Origin of the sequence: Vibrio sp. OPT20 (genome assembly GCF_963889365.1) — a bacterium.
GTDB lineage: Bacteria > Pseudomonadota > Gammaproteobacteria > Enterobacterales > Vibrionaceae > Vibrio > Vibrio splendidus.
The window spans coordinates 36,167-51,219 of sequence record NZ_CAWPOA010000058.1; the positions used below are offsets into that span (position 1 = coordinate 36,167).

At 45.4% G+C, this 15,053-nt stretch carries 10 protein-coding genes; 1 reads left to right on the forward strand and 9 read right to left on the reverse strand.

From position 1 onward, the window contains the following. Positions 1-110 precede the first annotated feature (110 nt). From AACR09_RS12360 to AACR09_RS12385, 6 genes are all read right to left on the reverse strand, one after another. A complete protein-coding gene (locus AACR09_RS12360) occupies positions 111-2,225 on the reverse strand; it encodes a type I secretion system permease/ATPase (protein ID WP_017084947.1) in 2,115 nt (704 codons plus the stop codon). An 18-nt stretch (positions 2,226-2,243) separates the two neighbouring features. After that, on the reverse strand, positions 2,244-4,154 hold the full coding sequence (locus AACR09_RS12365; RefSeq protein ID WP_193835069.1) for a bifunctional diguanylate cyclase/phosphodiesterase: 1,911 nt from the start codon (positions 4,152-4,154) through the stop codon (positions 2,244-2,246). Between the two features lie 5 nt (positions 4,155-4,159). After that, positions 4,160-4,828 (reverse strand): transglutaminase-like cysteine peptidase, encoded by a 669-nt coding sequence (locus AACR09_RS12370; protein ID WP_181258301.1) that lies wholly within the window; start codon positions 4,826-4,828, stop codon positions 4,160-4,162. 59 nt (positions 4,829-4,887) lie between these two features. Further along, a complete protein-coding gene (locus AACR09_RS12375) occupies positions 4,888-6,279 on the reverse strand; it encodes an HlyD family type I secretion periplasmic adaptor subunit (RefSeq protein WP_017082895.1) in 1,392 nt (463 codons plus the stop codon). Positions 6,280-6,391: 112 nt separating this feature from the next. Then, positions 6,392-7,687 (reverse strand): sigma-54-dependent transcriptional regulator, encoded by a 1,296-nt coding sequence (locus AACR09_RS12380; RefSeq protein ID WP_193835364.1) that lies wholly within the window; start codon positions 7,685-7,687, stop codon positions 6,392-6,394. 98 nt (positions 7,688-7,785) lie between these two features. Continuing rightward, positions 7,786-9,708, reverse strand: coding sequence for a sensor histidine kinase (locus AACR09_RS12385; RefSeq protein WP_193835365.1), 1,923 nt, complete (start codon positions 9,706-9,708; stop codon positions 7,786-7,788). Between the two features lie 166 nt (positions 9,709-9,874). Here AACR09_RS12385 and pdxH point away from each other — a divergent pair, with 166 nt between their 5' ends. Further along, on the forward strand, positions 9,875-10,510 hold the full coding sequence (gene pdxH, locus AACR09_RS12390) for a pyridoxamine 5'-phosphate oxidase (RefSeq protein WP_004732548.1): 636 nt from the start codon (positions 9,875-9,877) through the stop codon (positions 10,508-10,510). Positions 10,511-10,643: 133 nt separating this feature from the next. Here the strand turns inward: pdxH and AACR09_RS12395 are convergent, their stop codons facing one another. The 3 genes from AACR09_RS12395 to AACR09_RS12405 form a co-directional block, all read right to left on the reverse strand. After that, on the reverse strand, positions 10,644-11,429 hold the full coding sequence (locus AACR09_RS12395) for a helix-turn-helix transcriptional regulator (protein ID WP_193835070.1): 786 nt from the start codon (positions 11,427-11,429) through the stop codon (positions 10,644-10,646). Positions 11,430-11,804: 375 nt separating this feature from the next. Further along, the gene (locus tag AACR09_RS12400) at positions 11,805-13,634 is read right to left on the reverse strand and encodes a formylglycine-generating enzyme family protein (RefSeq protein ID WP_102489510.1); all 1,830 of its coding nucleotides are present in this window, start codon (positions 13,632-13,634) and stop codon (positions 11,805-11,807) included. A 204-nt stretch (positions 13,635-13,838) separates the two neighbouring features. Then, the gene (locus AACR09_RS12405; protein ID WP_114634445.1) at positions 13,839-14,942 is read right to left on the reverse strand and encodes a PEGA domain-containing protein; all 1,104 of its coding nucleotides are present in this window, start codon (positions 14,940-14,942) and stop codon (positions 13,839-13,841) included. Positions 14,943-15,053 lie beyond the last annotated feature (111 nt).

The following is a 15,053-nucleotide window of genomic DNA, read 5'->3' on the forward strand; positions in this document are numbered from 1 at the left end:
TCGAGCTATTTTCTACTCATTAGAAAAAACAAAAAAAAGGGTGAGCTGATGCTCCCCCTTTGCTTTTGCTGATATTGATTTAGTTAGATTCTTTAAGTCACATGAGCGCTTTAACTTGCTGCTCTTACCTTGCCTTGCTTCAAGTCTGACAGAACTTGTGCTTTCGGGCCGTCGGCAATAATGCTGCCTCTCTCCATCACAATCACTCTATCTACAATATCCAACATCGATGTTTTGTGGGTGATAAGAATCAATGTCTCGCTTGGCAATAACTGGTTGAGTTGATGTTTGATGTGCATCTCTGAGCGATTATCCATCGCACTGGTCGGTTCATCCATCAAAAGCACGGGTGGACGTCCTAAGAAGGCTCTCGCTATGGCAATCGACTGACGTTGACCACCAGATAGCAAAGCACCACCTTCGCCCACTTGGCGTTCTAAGCCTGCTGGATCTTGCTGAGTAAAAGCGGTCACGCCTGCACGGTTGGCTGCGTCCATCACATCACGGTCATCGACCAACGGGCGACCTAAGGTAATGTTGTCTCTTACTGAGCCGTAGAACAGGTTACTGTCTTGCGGTACACAGCCTATATTGCGTCGTACGTCGACATGATGCAGTTGTTCCATGTCAGTGTCATCAATGCGCACATGACCTTCTGTGGGCTTGTATAGGCCCATAATCAAACGTTCTAGCGTGGTCTTGCCTGAACCAATCCGGCCAATGATCGCTACTTTTTCTCCGGGTTTGATATTAAGGGTTAGGTCTCTGATAGAAGCGACAGGCGAGTCTGGGTAGTGGAACGTCACTTTATCTAGCGCAATATGACCCTGAATAATCGGACGGTGGATGTAGCGCTTACCTTCTTCCTGTTCATCAGGCATCGACATTACTTGTTCAATCAAGGTCATCGAAGACTTTGCTTGGTTGTAACGTGTAGAAAGCAAAGACAGTTGAACAAGAGGACCAATTGCACGGCCGCTCAACATGGTCGCGGCAATCAAGCCACCCATAGTGAGTTCACCTTCTGCGATGAGGTACACACCAAAAATGATCATACCTACATTGGTACTTTGTTGAACAAAGCCTGCGGTGTTTTGGATGCTGTCGGTGATGCGGCGACTTTTGATATTCCAGTTTGCCATGTGCGCAACCGCTTCTTCCCAACGGAATTGGAACTGACTTTGCGCGCTGAATAGCTTAACTGTCTCTAACCCAGCCAAGCTCTCAATTAAGTTCGCGTACTTCTGAGAAGCAAGTCGAGAGCCTTCTTCAATAGTACGACGCAGTGGCCCTTGGATTAACAGTGCATAGATAATCAAAATGACCACACCGACGACAGGAACAAACACAAGGTTTCCGGCCATCAGCCAAATTAACGCCAAGAACATCAGCGCGAATGGTAAGTCGATTAACGAGCCAATGGTTGCTGAGGTAAAGAACTCACGGATTGATTCAAATTCTTGCAGGTTTTTCGCGAAAGCGCCTACAGAGGCAGGCTTTGCTTCCATGCGAATCCCCAGAACTTTACTGAACAATTTAGAGGAAATTAGGATATCGGATTTTTTCCCCGCGACATCAATGAAGTAACTGCGCATTAACTTGAGAAGCAGATCGAAAAGGAAGACGACGAAAATACCACTCGCCAACACCCACAGGGTTTCAAAGGCAAGGTTAGGGACTACTTTGTCGTACACCAAACGAGTAAACATTGGCGCGGCAATGGCGAAGATATTGATCAGAATGGATGCTATCAACACGTCACGATAGATGTTTTTAGATTCCCAAATAGTGCTCCAAAACCAGTGACCTTTGCGTGTTTTTAGAACCTCTGGTGAACGTTCATCATAACGGAATTGTTTTTTTACCAAGAAGTAGCGGCCGATGAATTGTTCTTTGAGTTCATCGATTGTAATGACGATAGGCACCATCCCGCTTTCTGCGGTGATGATCTCTGCTTCTTGTTTTTCTAAATCGATACTATTTAGAACACATGCTTCGCCCTGTTTGAGAAGTAGAATAGCAGGCAGAATCAGGTGAGGAATACTTTCTAACTCGGAACGGTTTTCTTTCGCCACTAATCCTGCTCGTTCAGCTGAACGAGGGAATAGGAAAGGGGTTAGCTTTCCATCGGATAGTGGTAGCCCATTGATCAACGCTTCGGGCGAGTTAGCTAACCCGTAATACCGACTAACGTAGATCAGTGAGTTTAATAGTGGATCTTGCATGCGATATAACCCTTACAACTATTTATCAACAATGAAGCCTTGGAACACTTCTACGTAGTTATCAGACAGGATATCTAGCTGAGTCTGAGTTTCTATTCGAGACGCAATGGTGGTTATGCCTAGGTTGTGAGCGGTTCTAGAGATCGACGTTAAGGTGAATTTCTGTTTTTCATCATCAAGGTTGTGCGTAAACAAGTAATCCAACTTCACATAGCTTGGGCGGTACTCGTTGATGTAATCCAATGATTGGAAATTACGTCCGTAGTTATCGACACCGAATACGGACTCAGCGTTACGAATCGTGTTACACAGCAGCGCCGTGTAGTGCGGAACATTGATGAAACAATTTTCTGGAATCTCAAAATGCAACAGGTGAGCAATTGAGGCATTGTGTTCAAGAGTTTTACCAATCCAGCGGATGAAGCTTGGCTGAGAAATACTGCTTGGCGAAATATTGATAGCAACGGGGCTCGTGACTTCATTCGCATTCAGTTTCTCAATCATCTTCTCGATAACGTATTGGTCGAGAATGTGGCTCATTTCTAACTGTTCTAGTGCGTATAGATATTGGTTTGCACCGTAACGAACTCCGTCTTTTTCAATCGCAGAGAACACTTCTTGGTGATACGTTTTGCCAAAGCTATTGTTTGCAGCTTGCAGACGGAAGGTGACAAGGTCGTTGATGATCGCTTCTTCAACCAACATACGCCATTGTTGCTTGCCCATCACCGCACCATGATCGTCTGCCGTTACGTAGCCGTAAGTCAGTTCACGGTTGGCCTTCGCACTTGAGAGCGCGTTATCGACCAATGACATGATTTCGGTGCTGGTTTTTCGCGTGTTGCTGTATGTCACACCTAGCGCGATGTGTGGATTCGCCGTACCTGTTGGGTCTGAGCCTAGGTTTTGAATGCAGTTTACGATGCTGCCAGCAACAAGTTTAAGTTCGCTTTCATCAATGTTTGGCATGATGAAACCGAATTCGTCACTAGAAATACGGGCGATGGTGATATCTGGCGATGAGATTGAAGCTTGCAGCTGTTCAGCCAGTTGATGAACCAAGGCATCACCTTCTTGATAGCCTTTTTCGTCGTACTCTTCACTAATAAATTCGGCTTTTAGTACGGCTAAGCCACCTAAACTCGACTCTTCTAACCATTGAGTTAACTGAGACATGTAGTAAGCGCGGTTGCCTAGCTGAGATACAGGGTCGATATACGCTCTTTCACGCAGCTTTTGAGCTTCTTTCGCTTGGTTTTTAAAGGCCAGTTCAACTTGGGTCGACATGTGGTTGATACCGTCGACAACTAAGGTGAGATCTTTTGTTTTCGGGCGAGCCAGTGGTTCACCAAACTGATTCTTCGCGATCTGATCCATCTTGGTAATGATCAACGAGAGCGGGCGTAATGCGCGTTTAAGGATCCAAGAGATAGACACTAAACCGAGCAAGAAGATCGTGCCAAAGATGCTCAGTAAGCGGATGAACGCTTGCCAAAGCTGATCGTAGGCAGGACCAGGGTGACTTACGATCTCGACTTCTGCCAGTTGCATCCAGCCACTGGTAATCACGCGGCGGTCATGAACAGGCTCAAATAGGTTAAGGTTGGTAAACCACTCTGGTACGCCGGTTGGCTTTACAGGGTATGAACGGAGAATGTCATCTCCGGTGTCTAGGAAAATCAATCGCACGACGGAATAAGAACTGCCATCAAATAGGGCGTTGATAACAGACTCCACTGCCACCTTGTCCTTTTCTTCTAGGTAAGGGGCGAGAGCCAGTCCAACAGTATTAATGGTATTACTTACCTCAGAGCGTTGCTGCTCCTCTAAGTATCCACGGGTGGTATTGAATTCGATCATAAAAACTGACGTCATCAGCAGTATGAATACCGCAACCATCCCGACCACAAGCTGTTTATATAAAGTCATTGTACCTACTCATCGTAATTGATAATGGGTTTGTTTAAATTGAGAGAGCGCTCACGAGAACGTAGGTCGTTCCATAAGCTCAATCTTGAAGATTTCCCTGCCAGCTTACCGCTGCCTGCTGCCGACTTAATTAACCAAAGGTTTTTACCATTGAAACTGTATATCGGTCGCAGGTCTCCGCGTTTAGAACCGCGTTTTATTTCAGGGTTTAAGTTATCCAAAATTAGTGGTTCTGCACTGGGTGTTGAGTAGTATGCCAACACCATATGGAATTGGTTTAACTCAAGCGCTTTTACGTACACCAATCGTAATTTTTTATCTGGGACGCCGAGTTCAAGTAAAGAGAAGTATTTTGCGATAGTGAAGTCTTCGCAATCACCCGCGTTACTGCCTAAAAACTCCAGTGGTGTCGCCCAGTAGTCATTCTTTCCCCACAGTATGTTGTCATCGACAAAGTACATTTGGTTGAAGAACCGGTTTACCGAATCAAGCTTTTCCGTTTCACTTAGCCCTTCGTACGACGTCATATTGGAGCGCCATGTTGCCACTCGTTTTCCGGCTCTTTCCCCGTAGGTTGAAGTAACCGCGTCTATCCATCTTTGGTCGCTCTTGTTGAGCGCCACTGAGGTAAAAGAGGTGAGGACCAGCAACAATAACGAAATCCGAGATTTCATAGCCTCTGCTCTTGTCTGTTCACTGTGTATTGAAAGGCGCTATCAAGCATCAAACGTCCTTACTCTTTTAATGCGTTGTTTTGAGCGCTTAATAGTGGCTTCAACATGTACTCAAGTACCGTTCTCTTGCCCGTGATGATATCGACAGAGGCTGTCATACCAGGAATGATCGGCAACTCTTCGTTGTGTCCAAAGCTGTATTTATCGGTACGTACACGCACGATGTAGAAGCTATTGCCTTCTTCATCTTGAGTAGTATCAGCGCTGATGTGTTCTAGCACGCCTTCCAAACCGCCATATTTTGTGAAGTCATAGGCACTAAATTTAACAATGGCGGTCAGTTCTGGGCGTAGGAATGCGATATCTTGCGGAGCGATTTTAGCTTCAACCAATAGCGAGTCTTCAGTCGGTACAATCTCAACAATGTCCATACCCGGCTGAATAACACCGCCCACGGTATTAATACCGAGTGTTTTGACTGTGCCCGTTACGGGAGAGACCACGATGGTACGGTTTACTCTGTCTTCAAGGCCAACCGAAGATTCGGTCATTGCAGAGAGCTTGTCTTGTGCTTGGTTCAGTTTTTCTTGTTGTTCTGAGCGGAAGCTCAATGCTGCATCGATACGGCTGAGCATCGCTTCTTTGATGGCGGAACGTAGAAGAGGGATTTTGAGTTCGCTCGAGGTCATTTCTCGGCGAGTGTCATTCACTTGTCTTTGAAGCTTGAGGAGTTCAATTCTTGGCACCACCCCTTCATCGGCAAGCGGCTTTGTTATGTCTAACTCTTGGCGGGCGAATTTGTAACTTTGTCTTAAGTTATTGACGCGCGATTTTATTTCAACAAGGTCTTGTTGCTTCTGTTCAACTTGTTGATCAAAAACGGAAAGTTGGTTTCTTAAATTGTTTAGGTCTTGACGATATTCGGCTTTTTGGCGATTAACCAGTTTAGGTTGAAGTTCGTATAGCTTTGGTGGGAAGGCGAGTTTGCCGTAGTCGAGTAACACACTTTGTTTCCAGTTTTCGACGGAGAACTCTTCGTTGATGACCACGCTGTTAAATGAAGCTGAAAGCATTAACACGCTGGCAGTTAAGTTTGCCACTTGTTGTTCGCGCTCTCGGAAGTCAGAACGGAATCGAGTGTCATCGATCAACAGCAGCTGCTGACCTTTTTGAACGCGTTGACCTTCCCTTACCAATATCTCTTTTACGAGGCCGCCCTCAAGGTTTTGCACCACTTGGATTTGGGAAGAGGGGATGACTTTGCCTTGGCCAACGGTGACTTTATCGATCTCAGCCCAAGCGGACCACCCAATAGCAGCAATAAAAAACAGAACGATCACCCATAACATAATACGCGCACTGGTGGGCGTATTGAGTAGTAGTGCCGCTGTTTTATCATCGACATACTCAAGTTCGGTTTCGTTCAATTTGCTGTAATTCTTCTGGCTCATGACAGTCCTTGTTTGCTAAATAAAAGTGCAAGCCTATTGAGTGTATTCTTACTTTTGATAAATGTTAAGATTTTGCTCCTTTAAATCTTTGAATTTATATATTTTTTAAGACTTATCGGTTCTTGAAATCTGTTTTATCCAATTGGTGCTTTCTCAGCTTGTCATACAGTGTCTTTCGCGACACTTGCAGCTCTTGTTGCACTTCTTTTAAACGTCCTTGATGGCGATGTAGTGCCTCAATTAAGATAATTTGTTCAAAGCTATCAGTGCGTTGGTTCAACGACTGCTGCTGCTCCTCAATGCTCACGTCACGGTCATCCGCGTCACTTTGCTCACCAGTATCACCGTCGAGCGACGGCTGCTTAATTTGAGTCAGCACTCTGAGTTCGGCATGTTGGCGAAGCTGACGAATGTTTTCCGTCCAATGAGTCGCAATGAGTCGTTGAATCTCTTTTTCTGTAATGACGGGTGGCGGCAGCTGATATCGACTTGCCGCACCACGAGCAAAATGCTTAAACAGGGAGCCAATATCTTCAGTTCGTTGCGCCAAGGTTAGCAAATCAAATCGGCGGAACTCACCTACAATTGTAGTTGGAACTATTGTGGTTGCTATAATGATACAAGTTGCATTGGTCTTGCATGAGTTTTCACGAAGTAGAGTGGGTTTTAGAGCCGCCAACCAGCGCCATTGTTGTGAAGTTAATGCTTCTGTTTCATGGATATAAAGTGTTCCGCCCTGATATTTTCTGAATAATTGCAAGACAAACTGATCAAACGTAGTTTGGTCATTGCGTGGTAAATTGAACGCAGCGACAGGGCAAAGCTCTGCGGATTGATGACTGTGTAGATCGTGCGTGTACTGCGCCGTGACCCTTTTACCTGTCCCGAGATCGCCGACAAACAGTAGAAGAGGGTGAGTTTGGGTATCTAAAGTGATCAGTTCTCGGCGTAATGCCTGCATGGATGGCGATTGACCAATCAGTTTTGGCCCCACCTGATTCTGCATCGCCAACTCTTTACGCAATAAGTTGTTCTCTTCAACCAGTGCGAGTTTATCTGCGGCTTTTTTTACCGCGGTGAGTAGGCCATCGACCACAAATGGCTTTTCCAGAAAATCGTAAGCGCCAGCTTTCATCGCTGATACCGCGGTTTGCACGTCACCATGTCCGGTAAGTACGATGACCTGAAAATGAGGATTTTGGCTCAGCAACTTTTGCGTTAATTGAATGCCATCCATTACCGGCATGTGAATATCGGTGATGACAATTCCGGCTTGCGTGGTATCTATTTTCTTCAATGCCTCAATAGCATTGGGAAAGCAGACGATATCGATGCCTTCAATGAGCATGGCTTGTTCTACGGAGTCTCGGATTGCGGGTTCATCGTCGACAAAATAGAGTTTAGGCATAGAGTGCAAAAGTCGAGTCCTTAACAGTATGTGATTTTCTGTATGTCAGATTAGCAGTATGTAACGTTCGTTTTCTAATCAACAATAACAACAGCCCGTTAGCCCTTATCGTTATATAACGGGATGTTTAGCGAGAATACCATGCCTGAAGGCTCTAATCGGTTCGCGCTGATCGTGCCGTGATACGCCTCAATAATCCGTTTCGATATTGAGAGCCCTAGCCCTAAGCCTTCCGGTTTAGTGGTAAAAAACGGGTCGAACAACTTTTCTAATTTGTCGTCCTGCATGCCAATTCCGTTATCCCAAATGATCACCTGACAAGAGTCATGATGCAGTTGCCATTCGATGCCTATCTGCGGGCTAGCCTGTTGGTCTACGTTTTCCAGATTTTGTTGCTCCTGCAAGACTTTCTGTTCAAGAACTTGTTGTTGAAGCGCTTGAGTCGCGTTGTGAATCAGGTTAACCAGCACTTGTTCGAGCTCGGTTGGGTGAATCGCAATGTTAATGTCGTCTGGCACTGTGCTTAACCTTAGCGTGATGCCTTGTTTGATCATTAGCGCACTAAGAATACTGGTCGCGTTGTTGATCGATTGATGCAGGTTTGCGACGTGATGTTCTTGCTTGGTTACCTTGCGAGTGAAGACTTTAAGACGCGCGATGATCTCGGTAATTGAGGTATTCAAAGCAATCATCTTATCGAGATTGCTTTTGACCAAGTCAGTCCGTTCCATTTCAAGCAGCTTTAAGCTGTTCTCACTGTATGTTCGCAGCGCTGCAAGTGGTTGGTTGATTTCGTGGTTAATGCTGGCTGACAGCTCACCGAGTACTGCTAATTTTGCGGTTTGTGTCAGCTCTTGTTCTGTCTGTTTCAACTTCGACTGCGACTCTTGGTATTGAAAAAGGGTTTGTTGCAGCTGTTGATTGGATTGCTTCAAGTAGTGAGTGCGTTTATCAACGGTTTGCTCTAGGTTTTGGTTGAGTCGGGTCAACGCCACTTTCGCGAGATAAGTCTGGCGCCACGACCAAGCGATGAGCATCACCAAGCTGTAAATCACCACGAAGATGACATCGATCTGCACGACTTTAATAAGCTCAGCTCTGGTCTCTTTTAGGGCGACGACTTGGTACTGGTTGTTGCTGACCGTTGCAGGGTAAAGATTAAAAGCACCAAGCTTGAATAGCTGGTTAGCGGTGAGCTCTTTTCGGATTTCATTGGATTGAAGGTTCTTAGATTGATTGACGTTGCTAGCTTCTGACTGAGAGCTTGAAGAACGGAAGGCTTCGATGATCGAAATTTCGCTTTGACCGTATTGGCGTTGAAGTGCGATATCCGTTTGTTGTTGCTGAGTTAATGGCAACAATGAATGGTAAAGCCATGGAGCTTGGCTTGATAGAAACACCACTTGGTTAGAGTCGAGTACCACGATCTCATAGTCGTCGCTGGTTAGGATGTTTTCGAGGTTCTCTAAACTCACCTTTACGGTGATAACACCAACAATGTCATTCTCAACATACAGTGGTGAAGATAAAAAATAACCGCGTACATTCGAGCGAGCGCCTAGCGCGACATATTGTGTATTGTTGCCTTGAATGGCTGCAGCAAAGTAGGGACGAAACGAGAAGTTCTCACCCACAAAAGTACGAGGCTTTTGGTAATTACTGGAAGCGACTACAGTGCCGCTCGGGTCATGAATATAGATGGTGTCAGCTTGGCTTTGGTTTGACCATTCAAACAGTAATTGATTGAGTTGAGTGGCGGAAATTTTGTCTGTTTGTGGTGATGAGTCAAAATAAGAGAGCAGACGCGGGTCATGGCTGAGTAAATCCGGGATCTGTTTGAACTTATCCAGTTCAGAATCGATTTGTAGATTGGCTTTATTGGCCGCTTCATTGAGTTGCTGAGTGACGATTTTTTCTTGGAATTGTACTGCCATAAAGTGGGTTGCAGTCAGTCCTGCAGTTCCCAATAATAATGAGAATAAAACAAAAGGAGTCATTAGGTTAGGCAGTATCTTGGTCACTTGGATCTCAGCGTGTAATCGGTTTGTATAAAGATTATCAATATGATTGATTGAGTACCGAGATCTTGTTAACACCGAACACCTTCTGTGAGACAAAACCATGGCTTAGACTTGTGTTTCAAAGGATTACAGCGCAAAATCACAAAAAATTGAAAGGAGCAACGAAATGGAACTGACAGATATTCGTCGTGAATATGCTAAGGGTGGACTGAGACGTAAAGACTTAGCCGCAGACCCTATTGAGCAATTCAATCTATGGTTAGAGCAAGCCATCGAAGCTAAGATGACTGACCCTACTGCCATGACAGTTGCCACGGTTGATGAAAATGGTCAGCCATTCCAACGAATTGTTTTGCTAAAGAATGTTGATAAAGACGGTTTCGTTTTTTACACCAACTTAGGTAGCCGTAAAGCGCATCAGCTTGAGCACAACAGTAAAATCAGTTTGCACTTCCCTTGGCATCCTCTAGAACGACAAGTTCACATTACTGGCACCGCTGAAAAGCTGACAGCAATGGAAAACATGAAGTACTTCTCGTCACGTCCAAAAGAGAGCCAATTGGCCGCGATTGCAAGTAAGCAGAGTAGCCGTATCTCAGCTCGTGGCATTTTAGAAGGTAAGTATCTAGAGCTTAAACAGAAGTTTGCTAAAGGAGAGATTCCGGTGCCTTCTTTCTGGGGTGGCTTCCGAGTTCGCGTGGATAGCATTGAGTTTTGGCAGGGTGGTGAACACCGCTTGCATGACCGATTCTTGTTCTCACGCCAAGACAATAGCTGGGATATTGATCGTCTAGCGCCTTAGGCTTACGGATCTTAAGTAGTCTACACCGAATAGAACATACAAAAATACCGCTGACTTGGTGATTAGAAACATCAAGCAGCGGTATTTTTTTATCTGTACATTCCTAGGTTCATCGACGAGTTGGTCATTCAACTCATTTATCACTGTGCAGCACAACGGAGATCTGTTTATTGAGCAGAGTTTCTGGGATCACGGAGCCTAAGCCCGAGTCCAATGCATACTCAATCAATTGACTTTTGCTGCGTGCATCGAACTTCTGTTTCAATCTGGCGACATGACCTTCGACCGTTTTGATTGAAATGTCTAACGTAGACGCAATGTATTGAGGCTTCTTGCCGAAAAGCAGTAAGAACAACACCTCTGATTCTCGCGAAGTCAGCCGCTTTTGCAGCTTAGACACGCGCGGCTCTGATCCCGCAAGTGATGCTTGATTACCTTTCGCTCCTGTTGCCTGACAAACCCAGTGGCCGACTTCTAAGATCGCAGTATCAGTGAGCTCTTGCCCATAGAAGATAGTGCCTTGGACATTGTCGTTATCATCAAGCCAAGGGGTTTTGGTAAAGATATGGGCGTGCCAGCGTCCGTCTGGATAGGGGTGAATATCGAGGATTTTAAGGGTGCTGCGTGTGTCCATCACATGTTTGTCTTGAGCCCTGAAATCTTGCGCGCACTCAATGGTTTGACTGGGCATGTCGAAGTCGGTCAAACCAGTACAAGTCTCATCGGGTTTTAAGCCAATCAGTTTGTTGTAGTCAAGGTTTGCGTACACGAAGACCGAATCAGTATCTTTGCAGCCCCAGCAACCTGGAAGTTGTTCAAATAAAGAACGATGTATGGAGTTGAATGGATCTGGCAAGGTTTTATCTCGTAAGCAGAGGTATAGCAATAATATCAGTTTCTTATAGCGCTGCAATGGCAATTAGAGTTTGTACTCTGCTCGAAAAATAGGGGGTGAATGACAGTTAAACAGATTGTTGACTAACTGCTTCAATCACGGGGAATAGGTGGGCAGAAAGGGTGATAAACAGGCAAAAAAAAGCCAGCCTGAAGAGGGGCTGGCTAAAGACAAGATATGCCTTGTCGACATGTAGAAGATTTTCAGCTTAATTTACGAGGGTCAGGTAAATTAAACTGAGGCATCAATTTGATACCCAGAGTGACTTACTACTCTATCGACGAATCTACTCCTAGGAATGCTTATGCATAAGGGGGGAATTCCCCTATAAATGCTGCTCAATGTGATAATTGAGAACTTAGAGTAAATATTTGAGATGCTGAGCCTGTGATTGAGAGCCTACAGCTCTCGTACTACTCGGAATCCTAGATAGTTCGCTGCCGTTGAAGGCGGTACGTACAGTTCGTTAAACACTTTTGCCTCTTCTGGAGAGAAGCTCCACGCGCCACCTTTCGCTAAACCTTTCTGAATGGTTGTCCATTCCCATACGTTACCCACCATGTCGTAGAAGCCTGTTGGTGTTGGCAGGAATGATTTAACTGGAGATGTGCTAACGTTTGACCAAGGCGTACCCGCCCAGCCAGTGTTGGCCTTACCTGAGCGGAACTCGTTACCCCACCAGAAGTTGGTGTCTTGACCTGCTCTTGCTGCAGCTTCCCACTCTTGTGGTGTAGGTAAACGGTAAGTGAAGCCGGTATTTTGAGATAACCAACGAGTATACGCTTTTGCATCATTTTGGCTGACACATACAACGGGTGAGTTATCTGCTTGTTTAAAGCCAGGGCTTTGCCAGTCATTGTCCGAAACGGTTGTGATCTCTGCATTCACGAACGTATCGCAGGTGTTCATCAGCTCAGCGTCTGTCTGGTAGCCAGTGCTGTCAACAAATGTTCTAAAGTCTTGAACACGGGTTGGAGTTGCGGCTAATGCAAACGGCTGTTTGATCGTCACTTGTTGTGCGTTGTTTTCACCGAGTAGGTAGCGACCTGAGCCGACAACAATCATTTCAGGGCTCTGAATGTTGTTTCCCATCGGGTCTGCAAACTTGGTACCGACATTCAATGAGTTCTGCTTGGCCTGTAATACGGCTCGTAGGTTGTGATCGCGGGCTATCTTCAGCTCTTGGTGGAAAGAAAGGTAACCCTCTTTCTCGATCGTGACCATGTGCTGGCCTGTTGGTAACATCACTTCAACGGGTGTGCTGCCATAGTTCACGCCGTTGATAGAAACCTTGTCGTTGTATTGATTTGAACGAACCACCAAGTTAACCCAAGCGACTTCTTTTTGCTGGTCGTTGGCTTGTTGCTCGCTTTGAGTGAAACAGTTTGATGACTGAATACCAAGCAGACGACAAGGTGTGTTCTTATCTGGACGAGTTTCTAGGTTCGCCGCAATCACCGCTCGGTAACGGTTATCTTCAGAGAAGCCTGAGGATTTCACTTTGTGTTGCAGAACGTGAATATTCAATGAAGCAGACGCAAGGTGTTCTTTCACTGTTTTCGATTCGGTCGCGTTGTCCACCAGGCTGTGCTGGAATTGTTTTACCGCTTTTTGAAGTGCCAAGGTCACCGTTTGGTCTGAACATTGCGCCAGTGTCATATCGCTGCTGCAACGGTTCGTAAAGCTAACGGTTTGCTCTTTCGTCTGAGTGATCTCGTTTCTGAGTCGCTCAGCTCTTGCTCTTAGCTTATTTTGGTTCAGATTAGCGATTGAAGCTTCTGCCGCCGTTTTCTCGGCTTGGATAGCCTCAAGCTCCATCATTAAGCCTTGCTGTTTCTGTTCAGAATCAGACATCGCAAGCTTGTTCTCTTTTACGGTTTTCCAAGCGTCTTGGAAGCGGTTTTGAGCCGGCGAGATATCGAAATCGGGCTCATCAATCATGCGCGTGTAATCTTGCTCTAGGCTGGCTTTCGCTTCGGCGAGTGTTAGCTCTGCTTGAGCCGATAACTTGGCTAGACGTGCCGTTTGCTGCGCTTGATTGTCGACTTCATTTTGTTTGTCAGCTAGTTTCTTCTCAACAGCCGTTAACTCGGCATGCTTTTCGAAAAGTGAGCTTTCAATGTCGCTGACAGAAGACGCGATCGCTGGTGGTGTCGCCTCAGCGAAAACAGCAGGAGTCATTAGGCAGGGAGCAAGTGCAAATAGTAGAGTAGGAAGACCTTGGCGCATGATGGGCTACTTCAATCGTAATTTAGGTTAATCGAATATTCTAAACGAAAACGCCATTTCGTCTGCAGCTACTGTTTATAACGATCAAACAAGGTTATAACGACCGTACAGATTATAACTACCAACAAAATGGCGAGTATTCATTCAGCTTTGTGAAATAGGCACGGCTATCTTAATTAGAGCGCTGAGCTATTCATACTGGACTTAGCTTTCCTTGCTAGGAAGAAGCTTAACCCAAATAGTGTCGCTACCGTTGATGGTAACTGTGCGGTTGTAAGACTCGTAACCTTGTTTTGAAATGGTTACTTGGTGACGACCACTTGGTAGCGCAACCTCAAGAGGGGTGCTGCCATACTTAATGCCGTTGATGGTCACTGAGTCATTGTACTGATCAGAACGTACCGTCACGTTAGCCCATTGTTTGTCACTCTTCTTAACGACTGCTGCGTCACTGCCCGTTAAACAGTAGCGCGTTGAAACGTTCAATAAGTTACATGCTGCAACCGCTTCAGGTTTTGCTTGAAGCTGAGCCTGCATCTGCATGAAATAAGAGTTGTTACCAGAAAAGCCACTCTTGATCGCTTGGCTGTCTTGAACATGGATGTTCAGTTGAACACCTTGCAAGTTCTGTTTTGCTAATGAACTTTCCGTGAGCTGCTCAAGTAATTGGCTCTTGAACGTTTTCACCGCTTTTTGATTGGTCAGGTGTTTACCTTGAGCAGTACATTCACCCAATGTCATCGTTGATGAACATGTGGTGGTGTAGCTGGTTTCAAGAACGGTACTTTCGCGAAGTTCTGATGCAATACGTTTAACGCGAGCTTCAACTTTCGACTCTCTCAAGTTAGCTAGCTCATTATTCAGGCGAGCTTGCTTTTGCTTGATTTGAGAAAGGTGAATTTCGCTCTCGTTCATCGCTTGTTCGTTATCTAGCTGAGACGATTGATTCTCTTTAACCGCAGCCCAAGCGTCTTGGTAACTTTTCTGGAAAGAGACCAAATCCGTTTCTGGATCTTCAAGCAAGCGACTGTACTGTTTGTCGAGTACAGACTTGGCTCTGTTACGTTTTGCCTTAAGTTCTTCACCTTCGCGTAACAACTTGCTGTTCTTATTTTGAAGTTGTTTTAGGTTTTCAGTCGCCGATACTTTGGTTGCTGAAATACGCTCAATATCTGAGTTTTTCTCTGTTAGCTTTGCATCGATAGCTGAAACGGGATCGACTTGATTCAGTTCTTCAGCGGATACCGATGCAGATACCCAAAGTGGGGATAGCGCGAGTAAAAGCGCTGAAATTCGAAAGTTAGTCATAGGTCCCTGCAACTTGTAGATTGAAAATTGGCTCGTTAATAAAGTGTCTACTTCCTAGTTGTGAGTCACTAGTTATTAGCAATTAACACAGTACCCGTCTTTATACCGTTT